This window comes from Enterobacter sp. ECC_219_Taxon_10, from assembly GCF_058354905.1.
Window position 1 is genome coordinate 211,078 of sequence record NZ_CM178005.1, and the last position, 19,270, is coordinate 230,347.

Annotated in this window: 16 protein-coding genes and 1 tRNA gene; 10 read left to right on the forward strand and 7 right to left on the reverse strand. The window is 56.7% G+C overall.

Annotation, left to right across the window (positions count from 1 at the left end; translation table 11 throughout):
- Window positions 1-24 precede the first annotated feature (24 nt).
- From AC4ICF_RS00900 to AC4ICF_RS00920, 5 genes are all read right to left on the reverse strand, one after another.
- Window positions 25-1,305, reverse strand: coding sequence for an MFS transporter (locus AC4ICF_RS00900; RefSeq protein ID WP_316380443.1), 1,281 nt, complete (start codon window positions 1,303-1,305; stop codon window positions 25-27).
- A 166-nt stretch (window positions 1,306-1,471) separates the two neighbouring features.
- The gene (locus AC4ICF_RS00905; RefSeq protein ID WP_316380445.1) at window positions 1,472-2,410 is read right to left on the reverse strand and encodes a sugar kinase; all 939 of its coding nucleotides are present in this window, start codon (window positions 2,408-2,410) and stop codon (window positions 1,472-1,474) included.
- A 3-nt stretch (window positions 2,411-2,413) separates the two neighbouring features.
- Window positions 2,414-3,163 carry a sugar phosphate isomerase/epimerase family protein gene (locus tag AC4ICF_RS00910; RefSeq protein ID WP_316380446.1) on the reverse strand — a complete coding sequence of 250 codons (750 nt, stop codon included), beginning with the start codon at window positions 3,161-3,163 and terminating at the stop codon, window positions 2,414-2,416.
- Window positions 3,164-3,266: 103 nt separating this feature from the next.
- Window positions 3,267-4,283, reverse strand: a complete 1,017-nt coding sequence (locus tag AC4ICF_RS00915) for a LacI family DNA-binding transcriptional regulator (protein WP_116343076.1) — start codon at window positions 4,281-4,283, stop codon at window positions 3,267-3,269.
- A gap of 129 nt (window positions 4,284-4,412) precedes the next feature.
- Window positions 4,413-5,075, reverse strand: coding sequence for an OmpA family lipoprotein (locus AC4ICF_RS00920; RefSeq protein ID WP_008502762.1), 663 nt, complete (start codon window positions 5,073-5,075; stop codon window positions 4,413-4,415).
- A gap of 211 nt (window positions 5,076-5,286) precedes the next feature.
- On the opposite strand from AC4ICF_RS00920, the gene AC4ICF_RS00925 reads away from it, so the two are divergent.
- Complete coding sequence (locus AC4ICF_RS00925) at window positions 5,287-7,566, forward strand: molybdopterin guanine dinucleotide-containing S/N-oxide reductase (protein WP_439209900.1); 2,280 nt, start codon at window positions 5,287-5,289, stop codon at window positions 7,564-7,566.
- Here the strand turns inward: AC4ICF_RS00925 and AC4ICF_RS00930 are convergent.
- On the reverse strand, window positions 7,529-7,975 hold the full coding sequence (locus AC4ICF_RS00930; RefSeq protein WP_116343081.1) for an N-acetyltransferase: 447 nt from the start codon (window positions 7,973-7,975) through the stop codon (window positions 7,529-7,531). The two genes, AC4ICF_RS00925 and AC4ICF_RS00930, sit on opposite strands and share 38 nt — an antisense overlap.
- Window positions 7,953-8,534 (reverse strand): DNA-3-methyladenine glycosylase I, encoded by a 582-nt coding sequence (gene tag, locus AC4ICF_RS00935; RefSeq protein WP_116343083.1) that lies wholly within the window; start codon window positions 8,532-8,534, stop codon window positions 7,953-7,955. Before tag ends, AC4ICF_RS00930 begins: the two co-directional genes overlap by 23 nt.
- 162 nt (window positions 8,535-8,696) lie before the next feature.
- On the opposite strand from tag, the gene AC4ICF_RS00940 reads away from it, so the two are divergent.
- The 9 genes from AC4ICF_RS00940 (at window position 8,697) to dppF (ending at window position 19,261) form a co-directional block, all read left to right on the forward strand.
- The gene (locus AC4ICF_RS00940) at window positions 8,697-9,395 is read left to right on the forward strand and encodes an autotransporter domain-containing protein (protein WP_316380447.1); all 699 of its coding nucleotides are present in this window, start codon (window positions 8,697-8,699) and stop codon (window positions 9,393-9,395) included.
- Window positions 9,396-9,633: 238 nt separating this feature from the next.
- A complete protein-coding gene (locus AC4ICF_RS00945) occupies window positions 9,634-10,836 on the forward strand; it encodes an L-lactate MFS transporter (RefSeq protein WP_316380448.1) in 1,203 nt (400 codons plus the stop codon).
- 237 nt (window positions 10,837-11,073) lie between these two features.
- The gene (eptB, locus tag AC4ICF_RS00950; RefSeq protein ID WP_116343100.1) at window positions 11,074-12,768 is read left to right on the forward strand and encodes a kdo(2)-lipid A phosphoethanolamine 7''-transferase; all 1,695 of its coding nucleotides are present in this window, start codon (window positions 11,074-11,076) and stop codon (window positions 12,766-12,768) included.
- 91 nt (window positions 12,769-12,859) lie between these two features.
- Window positions 12,860-12,936 (forward strand) — tRNA-Pro (locus tag AC4ICF_RS00955).
- A gap of 620 nt (window positions 12,937-13,556) precedes the next feature.
- Window positions 13,557-15,164, forward strand: coding sequence for a dipeptide ABC transporter periplasmic-binding protein DppA (dppA, locus tag AC4ICF_RS00960; protein WP_080329898.1), 1,608 nt, complete (start codon window positions 13,557-13,559; stop codon window positions 15,162-15,164).
- A gap of 161 nt (window positions 15,165-15,325) precedes the next feature.
- Window positions 15,326-16,345, forward strand: a complete 1,020-nt coding sequence (gene dppB, locus AC4ICF_RS00965) for a dipeptide ABC transporter permease DppB (protein WP_028015092.1) — start codon at window positions 15,326-15,328, stop codon at window positions 16,343-16,345.
- A gap of 9 nt (window positions 16,346-16,354) precedes the next feature.
- The gene (gene dppC, locus AC4ICF_RS00970; RefSeq protein ID WP_233003603.1) at window positions 16,355-17,257 is read left to right on the forward strand and encodes a dipeptide ABC transporter permease DppC; all 903 of its coding nucleotides are present in this window, start codon (window positions 16,355-16,357) and stop codon (window positions 17,255-17,257) included.
- Window positions 17,258-17,267: 10 nt separating this feature from the next.
- The gene (gene dppD / locus AC4ICF_RS00975; protein WP_008502772.1) at window positions 17,268-18,251 is read left to right on the forward strand and encodes a dipeptide ABC transporter ATP-binding protein; all 984 of its coding nucleotides are present in this window, start codon (window positions 17,268-17,270) and stop codon (window positions 18,249-18,251) included.
- Window positions 18,248-19,261 carry a dipeptide ABC transporter ATP-binding subunit DppF gene (dppF, locus tag AC4ICF_RS00980; protein ID WP_116343104.1) on the forward strand — a complete coding sequence of 338 codons (1,014 nt, stop codon included), beginning with the start codon at window positions 18,248-18,250 and terminating at the stop codon, window positions 19,259-19,261. Before dppD ends, dppF begins: the two co-directional genes overlap by 4 nt.
- The last annotated feature ends 9 nt before the right edge of the window (window positions 19,262-19,270 follow it).

Genomic DNA, 19,270 nt, shown 5'->3' on the forward strand with positions numbered 1-19,270 from the left:
TAATCTCCGTTGATTTTTAAGGATTCAGGCGTGGCGTGCACCGACGGGGTGCTGTTGATTATTAGCAGGCTTAACAATCAGAGTAAGCCACACGGAGGCGAAAAGCGCTACCCCCATAAAGATGTACGATGCAGACGGGCTGCCGGTGGCACCGTTCAGGTAGCCCACAAACCAGGAGCCGCAGAACGACCCCAGCGCACCCATACTGTTAATCAATGCCATTGCACCGCCCGCGACGTTACGCGGCAGCATTTCCGGGATGATGGCAAAGAACGGACCGTACGGGGCGTACATGGCGGCACCGGCAATAACCAGCAGGGCGTAAGAGGCCCAGAAGTGATTCGCGCCGACGGCCCATGAGCCAATGAACGCAAAGGCAGCGATCAGCAGCAGCGGCCAGACAAACAGCTTACGGTTCTGCAGCTTGTCCGATGCCCATGATGCGACGATCATGGCGATGGTCGCGGCGAGATACGGTACGGAAGAGAGCCAGCCCACCTCAACCATGCCGAGGTTTTCTCCGCCGCTGCGGATAATCGACGGCAGCCACAGCACAAAGCCGTACACGCCGATACTCCAGGTAAAATACTGCGCGCAGAGCAGGATAACGTTGCGGGAGCGGAAGGCTTCGCCGTAGTTGCGTACCGCCTTCAACCCCTGCTGTTCTTTATCCAACTGCGCCTGCAGTGCGGCTTTTTCATCTTCGGAAAGCCACTTTGCCTGTGCAGGCTTATCTTTTACCAGCACCCACCAGCAGAATGCCCAGATAATCGCGGGTACCCCTTCGATGATAAACATCTCGCGCCAGCCGAAGGCCTGGATCAGGTAGCCAGACACCACCGACATCCACAGTACCGTGACCGGGTTACCGAGGATCAGGAAGGTATTCGCGCGCGAGCGTTCGGATTTGGTAAACCAGTTGCTGATGTAGATCAGCATCGCCGGCATGACCGCCGCCTCAACGACACCGAGGATAAAGCGAATGGCGGCCAGGGCAGGAATATTGTTCACCACGCCGGTCAGTGACGCGCAGGCACCCCACAGGATCAGGCAGACGAAGATCAGCTTGCGCACGCTGCGGCGTTCCGCATAAATCGCACCGGGGATCTGGAAGAAGAAGTAGCCCAGGAAGAAAAGGGCACCCAGCAGGGAGGAGATACCTTTGGTGATGCCAAGGTCCTCTGTGATCCCCGCCGCGGACGCGAAGCTGAAGTTGGCACGGTCAAGGTACGCCAGGCTGTACGTGATAAACACGATTGGCATGATGTACCACCAGCGTTTTACTGCATTGGTCGAACTGTTCATAGGCTTGCCTCTGTTGTTGAGGTTGTTACCGCCGTTGTCTGTAGGGTACACGGTGGCTTGTTTTGTTGAGTGTAATTTATGCCCTTCACCCTAACCCTCTCCCCAAAGGGGCGAGGGGATGATTTGCTCCCTCTCCCCTTTGGGGAGAGGGCTGGGGTGAGGGGATCTATTCGTTGAGCTGCACACGCGTTGGCAATCCTTCACTGTCGCCCTGCACCTGAATGGCCAGCGAGCCAATCTTGTTGCCACGCGCGACGGCCTGCTGCAGTGATTTGCCTTCCAGCAGCGCGCTAATAACGCCCACGGCAAAGCCATCGCCCGCGCCGACGGTGTCGACCACGTTCTCAACCTTCACCGCGGCGACCGCGCCCTGTTCACCATCGGCCGTCTTAAACCATGCGCCATCGGCACCGGTCTTCAGCACCACCGCTTTTACCCCTTGATTCAGGTAGAAATCGGCAATGCCTTCCGGCGTGCTTTCGCCAGTCAGGATCATCCCTTCTTTCAGGCCCGGCAGCACCCAGTCCGCCTGGAACGCCAGGCGGTTGAGCTTCTCGACCATTTCCGCTTCGCTTTTCCACAGCACCGGGCGCAGGTTCGGATCGAAAGAGATCGTTTTGCCCTGCGACTTCATGGCCGTTGCCGCATGATCCAGCAGTTCATACGAGCTGGCAGAGAGCGCTGCCGCCACACCGCTCAGGTGCAGGTGGCGCGTGAAGGCGAAATAGTCGGCGTGGTAATCCGCCACAGAGAGGTGGCTTGCCGCCGATCCTTTACGGAAATATTCCACAATGGGATCGGTTCCATTTTCGACTTTAGATTTAAGCTGAAAGCCGGTAGGGAAGCGTCCATCAAGGGTGACACCTGCGGCATCAATACCCTCTTTTTTCAGCGAGTCGAGGACGAAATGGCCAAAGCTGTCGTCCCCCACGCGGCTGACCCAGCCGACGTTCAGGCCGAGACGCGCCAGTCCGGTCGCGACGTTCAGCTCTGCGCCCGCCACGCGCTTGATAAAGTGCTCTACCGCGCTCAGTTCGCCCGTTTCAGTGGCGACAAACATCGCCATGGCTTCGCCGATCGTGATGACATCCAGCGTCTTGTGCATGGTTTACTCCTCGCGCAGCAGATTGACGTAATGGCGGGTAACGGCGGTTAAATCCGTCCCTTCCAGCGGGAACTCGATACCGCGCGGGGCATCGGCAGGCAGCTGGCCGAGCAGATCCAGCCAGCGCGCATCGGCGTGGTCAGGCGCCACGGCGCGGAAGTTATCTTTATGCGGCACGGCGGCTTTAACGTGGATATAGCTCACCGCAGGGGCCAGGCGACGCGCGGCCTCCTCAGGCGAATCGCCCACCCACAGCCAGTTGCCCATGTCGAAGGTCAGCGTGACGGGCAACGCCATTTCCCGACAGGCGGCCTGGAAGCGCTGCATCGGCGCGAGCTGACCGCAGTCGGTCTGATCGTTCTCCACGACCAGCGCCATACCGCTGGCATTCAGCAGGCTACGCAGGGCGTCGAGAGGCTGCGCGTCGCGGAAATAGCCCAGGGAAACCTTCAGCCACAGGGCGTTAAGGTTGCTGGCCTCAGAAAGGTAGCGGGTCAGGTCCGGGTTGAGGGTGCCGTCGGGCATAAACAGGGCTGCGGGGGCGGAGTAGCACGCCAGCAGGCCGAGCAGCTCAATGGATTCGCCCAGCGCAGGTAGCGCCAGCAGCTCTTCGCTGCTGAACAGTTCCCGGCGGATCTCCACGCCGTCTGCCCCTGCGCCTGCAATAACGGGAAGCATCGCCCGCTGACCGCCAGCTTGTCGCACCTGTTCCGCGCCGTACGCGGCGGTGACCACCATAATTTTCCTGCCCATCTTCGGACTCCATCGCAACATATCAATACTATTACGCTAAATGGAACCGGTTCCAAAGAAAAGGTCAGGATGTCGAATTTATGATCGCTATCACAAGGGGAAATTAACGGGCGGTGGAGCCGCGAACGATCAGCTCGCCGGAGAAGACCTGCTCGCGTACGGCATCGCTGGTGCCTTCAATACGACGAACCACTTGTTCTACAGCGGCATAGCCAATCTGCCAGGTGGGCTGTTTGAGGGTCGTGATACCAACGCCTGCCAGCTCCGCCCACTCCAGTTCATCAAAGCCCAGCAGACCGATGTCGCTGCCCCAGTGCAGGCCAATGCGCTTGAGGGAGCGGGCGACCTGCAGCGTCAGCGCCCCGTTGGCGGAGATAACGGCTTTGCGCATCCCGCGATGTCGGGTGTGGAACTGGCGCAGGGTATTGTCGAGCTGGTCGGCTTCGTGAAGCGGCGTTTCGGCATTTTCGGCGATGACGCCGGGATAACGTGCAAGCGTGGCGCGAAATGCCGCCAGGCGATCGCGTCGGGTATTTACCATGCCCAGCGGTTCGCTCAGGAACAGAATCGCCTCGAAGCCCTGTTCGATCAGGTGCTCGGTAGCGGTTGTGGCTGCCTGGGTGTTATCCAGCCCAACCACATCGCAGGCGAATTCCGGGATTTTACGATCGATAAGGACCATGGGCAGGGAGGATTGCTGCAGGCGGTTCAGGCCCTCTTCACGCATGCCTACCGCGTTAACCACAATTCCTTCGACCTGGTAGCTGCGCAGCAGATCGAGGTAGTGCAGCTCCTGATCGACTTCGTTGTTGGTATTACAGACCAGCGGCGTGAAACCCTTCTCGCGACAGGCGGCCTCGATACCGCTGAGGACGTTGACGGAGTAGGGGTTGGTGATATCGGCGATGATAAGCCCGATAAGGCGGGTGCGGCCGCGTTTGAGCCCGCGTGCCATAAGGCTGGGACGGTAATCGAGATCGGCAATGGCCTGTTCAATACGCGCCAGCAGCGCATCGGACAGCAGGTGTTTCTCGCCGTTAAGGTAGCGCGAAATGCTGGTTTTACCGGTTTTGGCGGCTTTCGCCACGTCGCTGATGGTGGCCCGGGCTGGTTTGCTCATCGCTGATTTCCCTGAATTTAGTGAGAATACCTTAGCGGGAAAATCAACGATGGCAAGTGGTTCATGCCGGGGTGTGCGGTCTGATGCCCTCACCCCGACCCTCTCCCACGGGGAGAGGGGGAAATGCGATTACTGAATTGGACTCAACGTAATCTCTACACGACGGTTCTGCGCTTTGCCTTCCGCCGTGCTGTTGCTGGCGATAGGGTTGGCAGGGCCCATGCCGCTGGTGCGGATGCGGTTCGCTTCAACGCCCTGGGTGATCAGCGAGCTGGCCACGGAATCGGCGCGTTGCTGGGACAGGCGCATGTTCAGATCCTGGCTGCCGGTGCTGTCGGTGTAGCCAATCACGTTCACGGCGGTCTTGTTGTACTCTTTCAGCACCATTGCCACGCCGGTGAGGGTGTTCGCACCCGCGGGTTTCAGCGTTGCGCTGCTGCTGTCAAAGGTGACGTTGTTCGGCATGTTCAGGATGATGTTATCGCCGCTGCGGGTGACGCTCACCCCGGTTCCCTTCATTTTGTCGCGCAGTTTTGCTTCCTGTACGTCCATATAATAACCAACGCCGCCGCCCAGAGCTGCGCCCGCCGCTGCGCCAATCAGCGCACCTTTACCGCGGTCTTTCTTGGAGGAGGAGAGCGCCCCAACGCCTGCGCCTACCAGCGAACCGATGCCCGCGCCGATGCCGGATTTACCCGCTTCGCGCTCACCGGTGTAAGGGTTGGTTGTGCAGCCAGAAACAGCCAGTGCACCGCTCACCAGAGCGGCAATAACGAGTACGCGTTTTTTCATCTTCTTTCCTTAATCCTTTTTATTCTTTGCCACGGCGAGCGTGGCAGTTGATTATGACGTCCAGATACGGAGAAAATTCCGGGTATAACTCTGAAATTTGTGACAAACCATAAACGGCCTCAACGAGAAGGCCGTAAACCTGCACGCAACCAGGAGCGCACGCTTGAGCACCTCAACAAAAACCATTCTGACCGCCGCCCACTGGGGGCCGATGCTGGTCGAAACCGATGGCGAAAATGTTCTGTCGTCCCGTGGGGCACTGCCAACACAACATCCCAACTCGTTACAGACCGTCGTTCGCGATCAGGTGCACAGCAAAACGCGCGTGCGCTGGCCGATGGTGCGTAAAGGTTTTCTGGCCTCGCCGGACAAGCCGCAGGGGATCCGTGGTCAGGATGAGTTTGTTCGCGTGAGCTGGGATGACGCGCTGGCACTGATCCACGCCCAGCATAAGCGCATCCGCGACAGCTACGGTCCGTCATCCATTTTCGCCGGCTCTTACGGCTGGCGTTCGAACGGCGTGCTGCACAAGGCCTCGACGCTGCTGCAGCGCTACATGAGCCTGGCAGGAGGCTATACCGGTCATCTGGGTGATTACTCCACTGGCGCGGCGCAGGCGATCATGCCGTACGTCGTGGGGGGGAACGAAGTGTACCAGCAGCAGACAAGCTGGCCGCTGGTGCTGGAGCACACCGACGTGGTGGTGCTGTGGAGCGCCAATCCGCTGAATACGCTGAAAATTGCCTGGAATGCCAGCGACGAGCAGGGAATTGGGTATTTTGACGCGCTGCGCAAAAGCGGCAAGCGCATCATCTGCATTGATCCGATGCGCTCTGAAACCATGGATTTCTTCGGCGACAGCGCCGAGTGGATTGCTCCGCATATGGGCACCGACGTGGCGATGATGCTGGGCATCGCCCATACGCTGTTGGAGAACGGCTGGCACGACCGCGATTTCCTCGCCCGCTGCACCTCTGGCTTCGACAAATTCGCCGACTACCTGACGGGCCAGTCCAATGGGGTAGTGAAAACGGCAGAGTGGGCCGCAGAAATTTGTGGCATTCCTGCGGCTAAAATCCGCGAACTGGCGGGGCTGTTCCATAAAAACACCACGATGTTAATGTCCGGCTGGGGGATGCAGCGCCAGCAGTTCGGCGAGCAGAAACACTGGATGCTGGTGACGCTTGCCGCAATGCTTGGACAGATTGGTACGCCGGGGGGCGGTTTTGGTCTTTCCTATCATTTTGCGAACGGCGGTAACCCAACGCGTAAAGCGGCGGTGCTGGCGTCCCTGCAAGGCTCGGTGCAGGGCGGCGTGGATGCCGTGGATAAAATTCCGGTGGCGCGGATCGTTGAAGCCCTGGAAAAGCCGGGCGGTTTTTATCAGCACAACGGTCTGGACCGCCACTTCCCGGACATTAAGTTTGTCTGGTGGGCGGGCGGGGCGAACTTTACGCACCACCAGGATACCAATCGCCTGATCCGCGCCTGGCAAAAGCCTGAGCTGGTGGTGATTTCCGAGTGCTTCTGGACCGCCTCGGCCAAACACGCCGATATCGTGCTGCCGGCGACCACGTCGTTTGAACGTAACGATCTCACCATGACCGGCGATTACAGCAACCAGCATATGGTACCGATGAAGCGCGTTGTGGCCCCGCGTGATGAAGCGCGTGATGATTTTGACGTATTTGCCGAACTGAGCGAGCTGTGGGAAGCGGGCGGTCGCGAACGCTTTACCGAAGGGAAAAATGACCTGCAGTGGCTGGAGAGTTTCTATCAGATCGCCGGGCAGCGCGGTGCGGCGCAGGGCGTGACACTTCCGCCATTTGCTGAGTTCTGGGAGGCGAACCAGATTCTCGAAATGCCGGAAAGCGAACAGAACGCCCGGTTTGTCCGTTTCGCCGATTTCCGCCGGGACCCGGAAAACCATCCGCTGAAAACGGAGAGCGGCAAGATTGTGATCTACAGCGAGCGCATCGCCAGCTTTGGTTATGCCGATTGTCCGCCACACCCTTCGTGGCTGGAGCCGGACGAGTGGCACGGCAATGCGCTGCCGGAACAGCTCCAGATATTGTCTGCTCATCCCGCGCATCGTCTCCACAGCCAGCTTAACTACACCTCACTGCGTGAGCAGTATGCGGTTGCCGGGCGAGAGCCGATTACGCTGAATACTTTTGACGCGAAAGCCCGCGGGATTGCAGACGGCGACGTGGTGCGCGTCTGGAACTCGCGTGGACAGGTGCTGGCAGGAGCGGTGGTCAGTGACGGGATTAAGCCGGGCGTGATCTGTATTCACCAGGGGGCATGGCCCGACCTTGAGCCCGCCGAAGGCGGTATCTGTAAAAACGGGGCGGTTAACGTGCTGACCAAAGATCTCCCCAGCTCGAAGCTGGGGAACGGTTGCGCGGGGAACACGGCGCTGGCCTGGGTCGAGAAATATGAGGGGCCCGAGCTTACCTTAACGGCGTTTGATCCGCCTGCCAGCTCATGATCCACGTCGGGTGCTGAGTATCATCTTGCCAGGCGCTGTCTTCGATGCGAAAGCCCTGAGCATGATAGAAATTCACCGCCCGGACGTTTTTCTGATACACCTCCAGGCTTAAGTGCGGGAAGCGCTGTTGAACATGGTTCAGCAGCGCGCGTCCAATACCGTGCCCGATATACGCAGGCGTAACGAACAGCGCCCCCACAAACTGCGACTGTATGACGCTGATAAACCCGCGCGGCGCGCCTTCTTCTTCCCACACCCAGGTTTCTGCCGCGGGCAGGTAGACCTCCCGCACCATGGCTTCATTCTCTTGCCAGTAGCTCGCGCTAATAAACGGGTGCGCCTCGGTGGTGCTTTCAAGCCACAGGCTCATGAGCGGATCGGCATTTTCACTTTGCCATTTGCGGATCATGTTGCCTCCCCGGATGACAGAAGCAGCCGGTGACATGGTCGTTGACCAGTCCACAGGCCTGCATAAAGGCGTAGCAGATGGTGGAGCCGACAAACTTAAAGCCGCGTTTTTTCAGCGCTTTAGAGAGCGCGTCCGACGCAGGCGTGGACGCCGGGATCTCCGCCAGCGTGGCGGCCTGCGTGATTTGCGGATCGTTATTCACGAACGACCAGACAAACGCTGAGAACGGTTCGCCGTTTTGTTCCATCGCCAGCCAGGCGCGGGCGTTGCCGATGATGGCCTGGATTTTACCGCGATGGCGGATGATACCGGCATCCTGCACCAGCCGTTCTACGTCATCTTCGGTCATGGCGGCGACGGCAACGGGATCGAACTGGTGGAAGGCGTTGCGGTAGTTTTCGCGTTTCTTCAGTACCGTAATCCATGATAATCCTGCCTGCTGGCCCTCCAGGCAGATCATCTCAAAGAGTTTTTTGCCATCCGTCTCCGGTATGCCCCATTCCCGATCGTGATAGTCGATATAAAGCTGATCCTGGCTAACCCAACCGCAACGTTCCATTCGTCCTCTCCCTTATTGATACTGATTTCGCAAAAATTTCGTTCTGACTGGCTTGACGTGTTTACTATAAAGACAATAGTTAATACAGGGCCATATGCTCTCTCAAGTCTTCCTGAATAACGACAAATATCGCCGAATTCGGCTCTCTCTGGGGTCGCTTTGATGATGATAAAAAAAATCAGTGGTCGCCATGCCGCTTCTGGTCTGGTGGGGATTTCAGCCTGCCTGTTGTTGTGTAATACAGCGTCTGCCTGGCAACAGGAATATATCGTTTCAGACGCCCAAAATAATACGGCTGAACGCTATACATGGGACGCGGATCACCAACCGCGTTACGAGGATATTCTGGCTGAGCGAATTCAGTCTTCCCAAAATTTGCCGGGGCTGGCCCTTGCTCTGCCATCTGGTGCCAAAACGGAAGCGGCGATGAGCGTAGGCTGGAATTTTCCGGTTTCGGCGCGGGTAACCACCGGTCCGGTGATGGCCTGGCGGTATGACGGCTCTACGCCGATGATGATCAATGAGTTTGGTGATAGCGCGACGACGCAGACGCTCGCCGATCCGCTCTGGCATGCCAGCGTGAGTACGCTAGGCTGGCGCGTGAATACCCAGTACGGCGATCTTCGTCCCTGGGCACAGATTAGCTATAACCAGCAGTTTGGTGAAAACCAGTGGAAATCGCAGTTTGGCATGCCTCAAACGCCAGCCCCTGTTCAAAGTGGTAACTGGATGGACGTCACCGTGGGAACAGACATTCCGTTTAATACGCACATGGCGGCCTATGCGTCGCTGGTTCAGGGGGAACGCACCACCACTGGTGAGGAGTTTCTCTATACCCTGGGGGTGAGCGCGAATTTTTAGTATTGTTACTTTTTTAAACGTTACGATAACATCTTAAAAACAATGACCACAGGCTTTGCAGCGATAGCAGGCACTAACCTGCCATCGCTTTCTTCCCCGGCAAGGTCATTCATTCCCGATTCCAGGCATTTCATTCCGTTCTTCCTGCATTTCATGACGTTTTACCCCATCGGTATTAAGGTTTTGTTTATCGTTGTCCTCAGCGAATTCCCTTAATTTCTGTTGCAGGACAACGGCCATGAACACATCAACCTATAACCGTACGCGCTGGCTCACGCTCTTCGGCACCATCGTTACCCAGTTCGCGCTGGGATCGGTCTATACCTGGAGCCTGTTTAACAGCGCGCTTTCCGACAAACTCGACGCCCCGGTCAGCCAGGTAGCGTTCTCCTTCGGCCTGCTGAGTCTGGGTCTGGCGATTTCGTCTTCCGTCGCGGGCAAGCTGCAGGAGCGTTTTGGCGTGAAGCGTGTGACCATGGCGTCCGGCATACTGCTGGGGCTGGGCTTTTTCCTGACGGCGCATTCCAGCAACCTGATGATGCTGTGGCTGAGCGCCGGCGTGCTGGTGGGGCTGGCAGACGGTGCAGGTTACCTGCTGACGCTGTCGAACTGCGTGAAGTGGTTCCCGGAGCGTAAAGGCTTAATCTCCGCGTTTGCCATTGGCTCCTATGGCCTGGGCAGCCTCGGCTTTAAATTTATCGACTCCCAACTGCTGGCATCCGTTGGCCTCGAAAAAACGTTTATGATCTGGGGCGCAATCGTCCTGGTGATGATCCTGTTTGGCGCTACGCTGATGAAAGATGCCCCGCAGCAGGAAGTGAAATCCGTTAACGGCGTGGTGGAGAACGATTTCACCCTCGCGCAGTCCATGCGTAAGCCGCAGTACTGGATGCTGGCGGTGATGTTCCTGACGGCCTGCATGAGCGGTCTGTATGTTATCGGTGTGGCGAAAGATATTGCTCAGGGGATGGTAAAACTGGATGCCGCGACGGCGGCGAATGCGGTGACGGTCATCTCCATTGCCAACCTCTCGGGTCGCCTGGTGCTCGGTATTCTGTCTGACAAAATTGCCCGCATCCGCGTGATTACGATTGGGCAGGTGGTTTCGCTGGTAGGAATGGCGGCACTGCTGTTTGCACCGCTGAATGAAGCGACCTTCTTTGCGGCGATTGCCTGCGTGGCCTTTAACTTCGGCGGCACCATTACCGTCTTCCCGTCGCTGGTGAGCGAGTTCTTTGGCCTGAACAACCTGGCGAAAAACTACGGTGTCATTTATCTCGGCTTCGGTATCGGCAGTATTTGCGGCTCGCTGATTGCCACGCTGTTTGGCGGGTTCTATGTCACCTTCTGCGTTATCTTTGCCCTGCTGATTATTTCGCTGGCGCTGTCCACGACGATCCGTCAGCCGCAGCGTGAAGTGTATAAAGAAGCGCACGCATGATTCGATGAAAAGAGGCCGCAGGGCCTCTTTTTTTATCTCCGCATCGCTGCCTGACCTGTTATTTTGTAAAAATCTTCATCGATCACACTCTCTGCTGCCACTTTTTTTCCCCGCTGTGGTCTACTTATCGCGCTTGTGGACGTTTCTGATAACGGTTTCTCTCGCATCTACTTACTCTGTCTGCTTTCTCGATGAGATTCGGCGGGTCTTTATACCCCTTCCCCCAGGGTTGTTTGCATGAAATATATTAGGTCTCTTACCCAGCAAAGATTATGTCTGATGCTGGCTGTCTATATCGGTTTGTTTCTGAATGGCGCGGTGCTGTTCAGAAGAGTGGAAGGTTATTTTGAACACCTCACCGTAAGAAATGGAATTTTTGCCGCGATTGAAGTGTTTGGCTCTGTTCTCGCTACCTTCTTCCTGTTGCGTCTGCTCTCGCTCTTTGGCCGACGTACCTGGCAAATTCTGGCCTCGCTGGTGGTGATTATTTCCGCCGCTGCAAGCTATTACATGACATTCATGAACGTGGTGATTGGCTACGGCATCGTTGCCTCGGTGATGACCACGGATATCGACCTCTCGAAAGAGGTGGTAGGAAAAGGCTTTATCGTCTGGACGGTATTAACCTGCCTGATACCACTCTTCTTTATCTGGAGTAATACCTGCCGCTATACCCTGTTACGCCAGCTGCGTACGCGGGAGCAACGTATCCGCAACGTCCTCGTCGTTCTACTGGCGGGTCTGCTGGTGTGGGCGCCGATTCGTTTGATGGAAAAACAGCAAAAACGTATCGAAAAAGCGACGGGCGTGGATATGCCAAGCTATGGCGGCGTAGTGGCGAACTCCTATTTGCCGTCTAACTGGCTGTCAGCGTTAGGCCTGTATGCCTGGGCGCAGGCGGACGAGTCCAGCGATGTGAAATCCTTGATGAACCCGACCAAAAAATTTACCTATCAGGCGCCGGCTGACGGACTGGATGATACTTACGTGGTCTTTGTTATCGGAGAAACGACGCGCTGGGATCATATGGGTATTCTCGGCTATGACCGCGATACCACGCCAAAACTGGCGCAGGAAAAGAACCTGGTGGCCTATCGGGGTTACTCCTGCGATACCGCAACGAAGCTCTCGCTGCGCTGTATGTTTGTGCGTGAAGGCGGGGCAAGCGATAACCCACAGCGCACGCTGAAAGAGCAAAACGTCTTTGCCGTGTTGAAGCAGCTTGGATTTAGCGCTGACCTGTTCGCCATGCAGAGTGAGATGTGGTTCTACACCAACACGCTGGCAGATAACATCGCGTACCGTGAGCAGATTGGCGCCGAGCCGCGTAACCGGGGCAAAAACGTTGATGACATGCTACTGCTGGAAGAGATGTCGCAATCTCTGAAGAACCATCCGAAAGGTAAGCATCTTGTCATTCTTCATACCAAAGGGTCGCACTACAGCTATTACCAGCGCTATACCCGTGATTTCGCGAAGTGGAAACCTGAGTGTGTTGGCATTAATAAAGACTGCAGCAAGCAGGAGCTGATCAACGCCTACGATAACTCCGTTCTGTATGTGGATACGTTCCTGAGCCGCGTAATCGACCAGCTGCGTGATAAAAAAGCGATTGTTATCTACGCCGCAGACCACGGTGAGTCCATCAACGAGAAAGAGCATCTGCACGGTACGCCGCGCAAGCTGGCGCCGCCGGAGCAGTTCCGCGTGCCGATGATCATGTGGATGTCCGATAAGTATCTGGAGAACCCTGATAAGGCGAAAATGTTTGCCCATCTGAAACAGCAGGCAGAAATCAAGGTACCTCGCCGTCACGTTGAGCTGTACGACACCATTATGGGTTGTCTCGGCTATACCTCACCAAACGGTGGGATTAACGAAAACAACAACTGGTGTAAACTCCCTGATAACACCGCAAAAGCCGCGCAGTAGTAGCTCTGGCGAGAATATCGCCAGTTGAATGGCTTTTTGAAAATAAGGGATTGACGGGGGCGTACCTCAGCAGTAAGATGCGCTCCGCATTCGGCGAGTAGCGCAGCTTGGTAGCGCAACTGGTTTGGGACCAGTGGGTCGGAGGTTCGAATCCTCTCTCGCCGACCACATTCTGAAAAGGGCTAACCGCAAGGTTAGCCCTTTTTGCATTATGACCTTATCCTGTCAGAGTATCCAAAACGCCCCTTAGACCTGCTTCTCCCTGCCTGTTAACGATTTTGTGACATAATCCATTGTATTTTTTTATATATAGATTGATCTTTTTTCGCGTTGCTTATGGATAACCTCAGCATTTTTCGCTGTGCGTTTTAACGTTCGCGGTATTTAGTGCTCAGATAATCACCATTCTGCAAGAAAATTTACCCATTCTGAATAAAAGTTAATCACTGATTGTTGCGAAATATGAAGATAGTTGTGCTGCAAGTTGGCGAGTAGCATAAATTTCCCTGCTGAAAACTGGCGTTCAGGGTTTTTTTAATCTTTGTTTGCGGTTTCTCACACTCAGCGCAAATCCCCGTCACCTGTATTGACGTTTTCACATTCTGTTGACAGATTGTAGGGCATGAGGGGCATTTCAGGGACGATCTGCGCTGCAACTCAAACGCTCTTCTGAAAGGATTCTCCATCCCTTTAACGCCTTCGGGCACCTCCGACCGGACCGGGTAAAAAATAAATAAAGGTCTGGCGGCGTAACACAACAAAGCAAAACATCACATTGGAGCAGAATAATGAGTATTTCCTTGAAGAAGTCAGGGATGCTGAAGCTTGGTCTGAGCCTGGTGGCTATGACCGTGGCAGCAAGCGTACAGGCAAAAACCCTGGTTTACTGTTCTGAAGGCTCGCCGGAAGGCTTTAACCCACAGCTCTTTACCTCTGGTACGACTTACGACGCAAGCTCTGTACCAATCTATAACCGTCTGGTTGAATTCAAAACCGGCACCACGGAAGTGATTCCGGGTCTGGCCGAGAAGTGGGACATCAGCGAAGACGGTAAAACCTATACCTTCCACCTGCGCCAGGGCGTGAAGTGGCAGGACAGCAAAGAATTCAAACCAACGCGCGACTTTAACGCCGACGACGTTGTGTTCTCCTTCGACCGTCAGAAAAACGCGCAGAACCCGTACCACAAAGTGTCTGGCGGCAGCTACGAATACTTCGAAGGGATGGGGCTGCCAGACCTGATCGCCGAAGTGAAAAAAGTGGACGATAAAACCGTTCAGTTCGTACTGACGCGCCCGGAAGCGCCATTCCTGGCTGACCTGGCCATGGACTTCGCCTCTATTCTCTCTAAAGAGTATGCGGATAACATGCTGAAAGCCGGCACGCCGGAAAAAGTGGACCTGAACCCAATCGGTACCGGTCCGTTCCAGCTGCTGCAGTACCAGAAAGACTCCCGTATTCTGTATAAAGCCTTCCCGGGCTACTGGGGCACCAAGCCGCAGATCGACCGTCTGGTCTTCTCCATTACGCCTGATGCGTCCGTTCGTTATGCAAAACTGCAGAAAAACGAATGCCAGGTTATGCCGTACCCGAACCCGGCTGACATCGCGCGCATGAAGCAGGATAAAAACATCAACCTGCTGGAGCAGGCGGGCCTGAACGTGGGCTATCTCTCCTTCAATACCGAGAAGAAACCGTTTGATGACGTGAAAGTGCGTCAGGCGCTGACCTACGCGGTGAACAAAGAAGCGATCATCAAAGCCGTTTACCAGGGCGCGGGCGTTGCGGCCAAAAACCTGATCCCGCCAACCATGTGGGGCTATAACGACGACGTTAAAGACTACAGCTACGATCCTGAAAAAGCGAAAGCGCTGCTGAAAGAAGCGGGTCAGGATAAAGGCTTTACCGTTGAGCTGTGGGCGATGCCTGTTCAGCGTCCTTACAACCCGAACGCCCGCCGTATGGCGGAAATGGTTCAGGCTGACTGGGCGAAGATTGGCGTTCAGGCCAAGATTGTGACCTACGAGTGGGGCGAGTATCTGAAGCGCGCCAAAGCGGGTGAGCACCAGGCGGTGATGATGGGCTGGACCGGTGACAACGGGGATCCGGACAACTTCTTCGCTACCCTGTTCAGCTGCGCGGCGGCGAAAGACGGTTCTAACTACTCTCGCTGGTGCTACAAGCCGTTTGAAGACCTGATCCAGCCGGCGCGTGCCACCGACGATCACAACAAACGTATTGAACTCTACAAGCAGGCTCAGGTTGTTATGCACGATCAGGCTCCGGCGCTGATTGTTGCTCACTCCACCGTGTATGAGCCAGTGCGTAAAGAAGTGAAGGGCTACGTGGTTGATCCACTGGGCAAACACCACTTCGAAAACGTATCGGTTGAATAATAAGTAGGGTGTTCTCCCTCTCCCTGTGGGAGAGGGCAGGGGTGAGGGGCGTGCATGCATCCCCTCACCCTAACCCTCTCCCGAAGGGAGAGGGAATTTACATTTGTGAGCAATACAGACGTCACGCCACTGGCCGTGCGTCATCAGAGAGAATCCGGGTTATGTTGCAGTTCATCCTCCGACGTCTGGGACTTGTTATCCCGACGTTTATCGGTATCACCCTTCTCACTTTTGCCTTCGTTCATATGATCCCCGGCGACCCGGTAATGATTATGGCGGGCGAGCGTGGTATCTCCCCTGAACGTCATGCGCAGCTGCTGGCTGAGCTCGGCCTCGATAAGCCGATGTGGCAGCAGTACCTCCACTATATCTGGGGCGTGATGCACGGTGACTTGGGGATTTCGTTAAAAAGCCGTCTTCCGGTGTGGGACGAGTTCGTGCCGCGTTTTAAAGCGACGCTGGAGCTTGGCATCTGCGCCATGATTTTTGCCACTGCGGTGGGTATTCCTGTCGGGGTACTGGCTGCCGTTAAGCGTGGCTCTATTTTCGACCATACCGCCGTGGGTCTGGCGCTGACCGGTTACTCCATGCCTATCTTCTGGTGGGGCATGATGCTGATCATGCTGGTCTCGGTGCAATTGAACCTGACGCCGGTCTCCGGGCGCGTCAGCGATATGGTCTTCCTTGATGATACCAACCCGTTAACCGGCTTTATGCTGATCGACACGGCCATCTGGGGCGAGGAGGGCAACTTCATTGATGCCGTCGCGCACATGATCCTGCCTGCCATGGTGCTGGGCACCATTCCTCTGGCAGTGATCGTGCGTATGACCCGTTCCTCCATGCTGGAAGTGCTGGGCGAGGATTACATTCGTACCGCACGCGCTAAAGGGTTAACCCGGATGCGCGTCATCATTGTCCACGCGCTGCGTAACGCCATGCTGCCGGTGGTGACCGTTATCGGCCTCCAGGTGGGTACGCTGCTGGCGGGAGCGATCCTGACCGAAACCATCTTCTCCTGGCCGGGCCTCGGACGCTGGCTGATTGATGCGCTGCAACGCCGCGACTATCCGGTGGTGCAGGGCGGGGTGCTGCTGGTCGCGACGATGATTATCCTCGTCAACCTGCTGGTCGATTTGCTGTACGGCGTGGTGAACCCGCGTATTCGTCATAAGAAGTAAGGGGCCATCATGTCACAGGTTTCTGAAAACAAAGCTGTTGCTGCACCGGTTCCGATGACGCCGCTGCAGGAGTTCTGGCACTACTTCAAGCGCAATAAAGGCGCGGTAGTCGGGCTGGTGTATGTATCCATCATGATCCTGATTGCGGTGTTTGCAAACGTGCTTGCGCCGTATAACCCGGCGGATCAGTTCCGCGATGCGCTGCTGGCTCCCCCTGCCTGGCAGGACGGCGGTAGCCTGGCGCACCTGCTGGGTACCGATGATGTGGGCCGCGACGTGCTGTCGCGTCTGATGTACGGCGCGCGTCTGTCGCTGCTGGTTGGCTGCCTGGTGGTGGTGCTCTCCCTGATTATGGGGATCGTACTCGGTCTGGTTGCCGGTTACTTCGGCGGCATCGTTGATAACATCATCATGCGTATTGTCGACATCATGCTGGCGCTGCCAAGCCTGCTGCTGGCCCTGGTGCTGGTGGCGATCTTCGGTCCGTCGATCGGTAACGCCGCGCTTGCGCTGACCTTCGTGGCGCTCCCTCACTACGTACGTTTAACCCGTGCGGCGGTGCTGGTGGAAGTGAACCGCGACTATGTCACCGCGTCTCGCGTGGCGGGTGCGGGTGCGATGCGCCAGATGTTCGTGAATATCTTCCCTAACTGCCTTGCGCCGCTGATTGTTCAGGCGTCGCTCGGTTTCTCTAACGCCATTCTTGATATGGCCGCTCTTGGCTTCCTGGGCATGGGTGCGCAGCCGCCAACACCGGAGTGGGGCACCATGCTCTCCGACGTGTTGCAGTTCGCACAAAGCGCCTGGTGGGTTGTCACCTTCCCGGGTCTGGCAATCCTGCTGACGGTGCTGGCATTTAACCTGATGGGTGATGGTCTGCGTGATGCGCTTGATCCCAAACTGAAGCAGTAAGAGGCACGAGATGGCGTTATTAAATGTAGATAAATTATCGGTGCACTTCGGCGACGAAGGCACCCCGTTTCGCGCCGTGGACCGCATCAGCTACAGCGTAAATCAGGGCGAAGTGGTTGGCATTGTCGGGGAGTCCGGTTCCGGTAAGTCGGTGAGTTCACTGGCGATCATGGGGCTGATTGATTACCCAGGCCGCGTGATGGCGGAAAACCTGCAGTTCAACGGTCAGGACCTGAAGCGCATTTCTGAGAAACAGCGCCGCCAACTGGTGGGCGCCGAAGTGGCAATGATCTTCCAGGACCCGATGACCAGCCTGAACCCGTGCTACACGGTCGGTTTCCAGATTATGGAAGCGATTAAGGTGCACCAGGGCGGTAACAAGAAAACCCGTCGCCAGCGCGCGATCGACCTGCTGAATCAGGTCGGTATCCCTGATCCGGCATCGCGCCTGGACGTTTACCCGCACCAGCTCTCCGGAGGGATGAGCCAGCGCGTGATGATCGCCATGGCGATTGCCTGTCGGCCAAAGCTGCTGATTGCGGATGAACCGACAACGGCGCTGGATGTGACCATTCAGGCGCAAATCATCGAGCTGCTGCTGGAGCTGCAGCAGAAAGAGAACATGGCGCTGGTGCTGATTACGCACGATCTGGCGCTGGTGGCCGAAGCCGCGCACAAAATCATCGTGATGTATGCCGGCCAGGTGGTCGAGACCGGTAATTCGCACGACATCTTCCGCGCGCCGCGTCACCCGTATACGCAGGCGCTGCTGCGTGCGCTGCCGGAGTTTGCCCAGGACAAAGCGCGTCTGGCGTCGCTGCCGGGCGTCGTTCCGGGTAAATATGACCGACCGCAGGGCTGCCTGCTCAATCCGCGCTGTCCGTATGCGACGGATAAGTGCCGGGCGGAAGAGCCAGAGCTAAACCAGCTTGCTGACGGCCGCCAGTCGAAATGTCACTACCCACTCGATGATGCCGGGAGGCCAACACTATGAGTACGCAACAGGCCACCACGCAACAGCCGCTGTTGCAGGCCATCGACCTGAAAAAACACTACCCGGTGAAGAAGGGAATTTTTGCCCCTGAACGCCTGGTGAAGGCGCTGGACGGCGTCTCCTTTACCCTCGAGCGCGGTAAAACGCTGGCGGTGGTGGGGGAGTCAGGCTGCGGTAAATCCACGCTCGGTCGTCTGCTGACGATGATTGAAGTGCCGACCGGCGGTGAGCTCTATTATCAGGGGCAGGATCTGCTCAAGCACGATCCGCAGGCGCAGAAGCTGCGTCGCCAGAAAATCCAGATCGTGTTCCAGAACCCGTATGGTTCTCTGAACCCGCGTAAAAAAGTGGGACAGATTCTGGAAGAGCCGCTGCTGATTAACAGCAATCTGAGCAAAGAGCAACGCCGTGAAAAAGCCCTGGCGATGATGGCGAAGGTCGGCCTCAAAACCGAGCATTACGATCGCTACCCGCATATGTTCTCCGGCGGTCAGCGTCAGCGTATCGCTATTGCCCGCGGTCTGATGCTTGATCCGGACGTGGTGATTGCCGATGAGCCGGTTTCGGCGCTCGACGTCTCCGTACGCGCGCAGGTGCTGAACCTGATGATGGATCTCCAGCAGGAGCTGGGCCTCTCTTACGTGTTCATCTCCCACGACCTGTCGGTGGTGGAGCACATCGCTGACGAAGTGATGGTGATGTATCTGGGGCGCTGCGTGGAGAAGGGGACCAAAGATCAGATCTTTAATAACCCTCGTCACCCGTACACCCAGGCGCTGCTGTCTGCCACGCCGCGTCTGAACCCAGACGATCGTCGTGAGCGCATTAAGCTGACGGGTGAACTGCCTAGTCCGCTGAATCCACCTCCGGGATGTGCATTTAACGCCCGGTGCAGCCGTCGCTTTGGCCCGTGCACCCAGCTCCAGCCGCAGCTGAAGGAGTATGGCGGGCAGCTGGTCGCCTGCTTCGCGGTCGATCAGGATGAAAACGGCGAGAAGCCCCATGCATAAAGTAAAAAA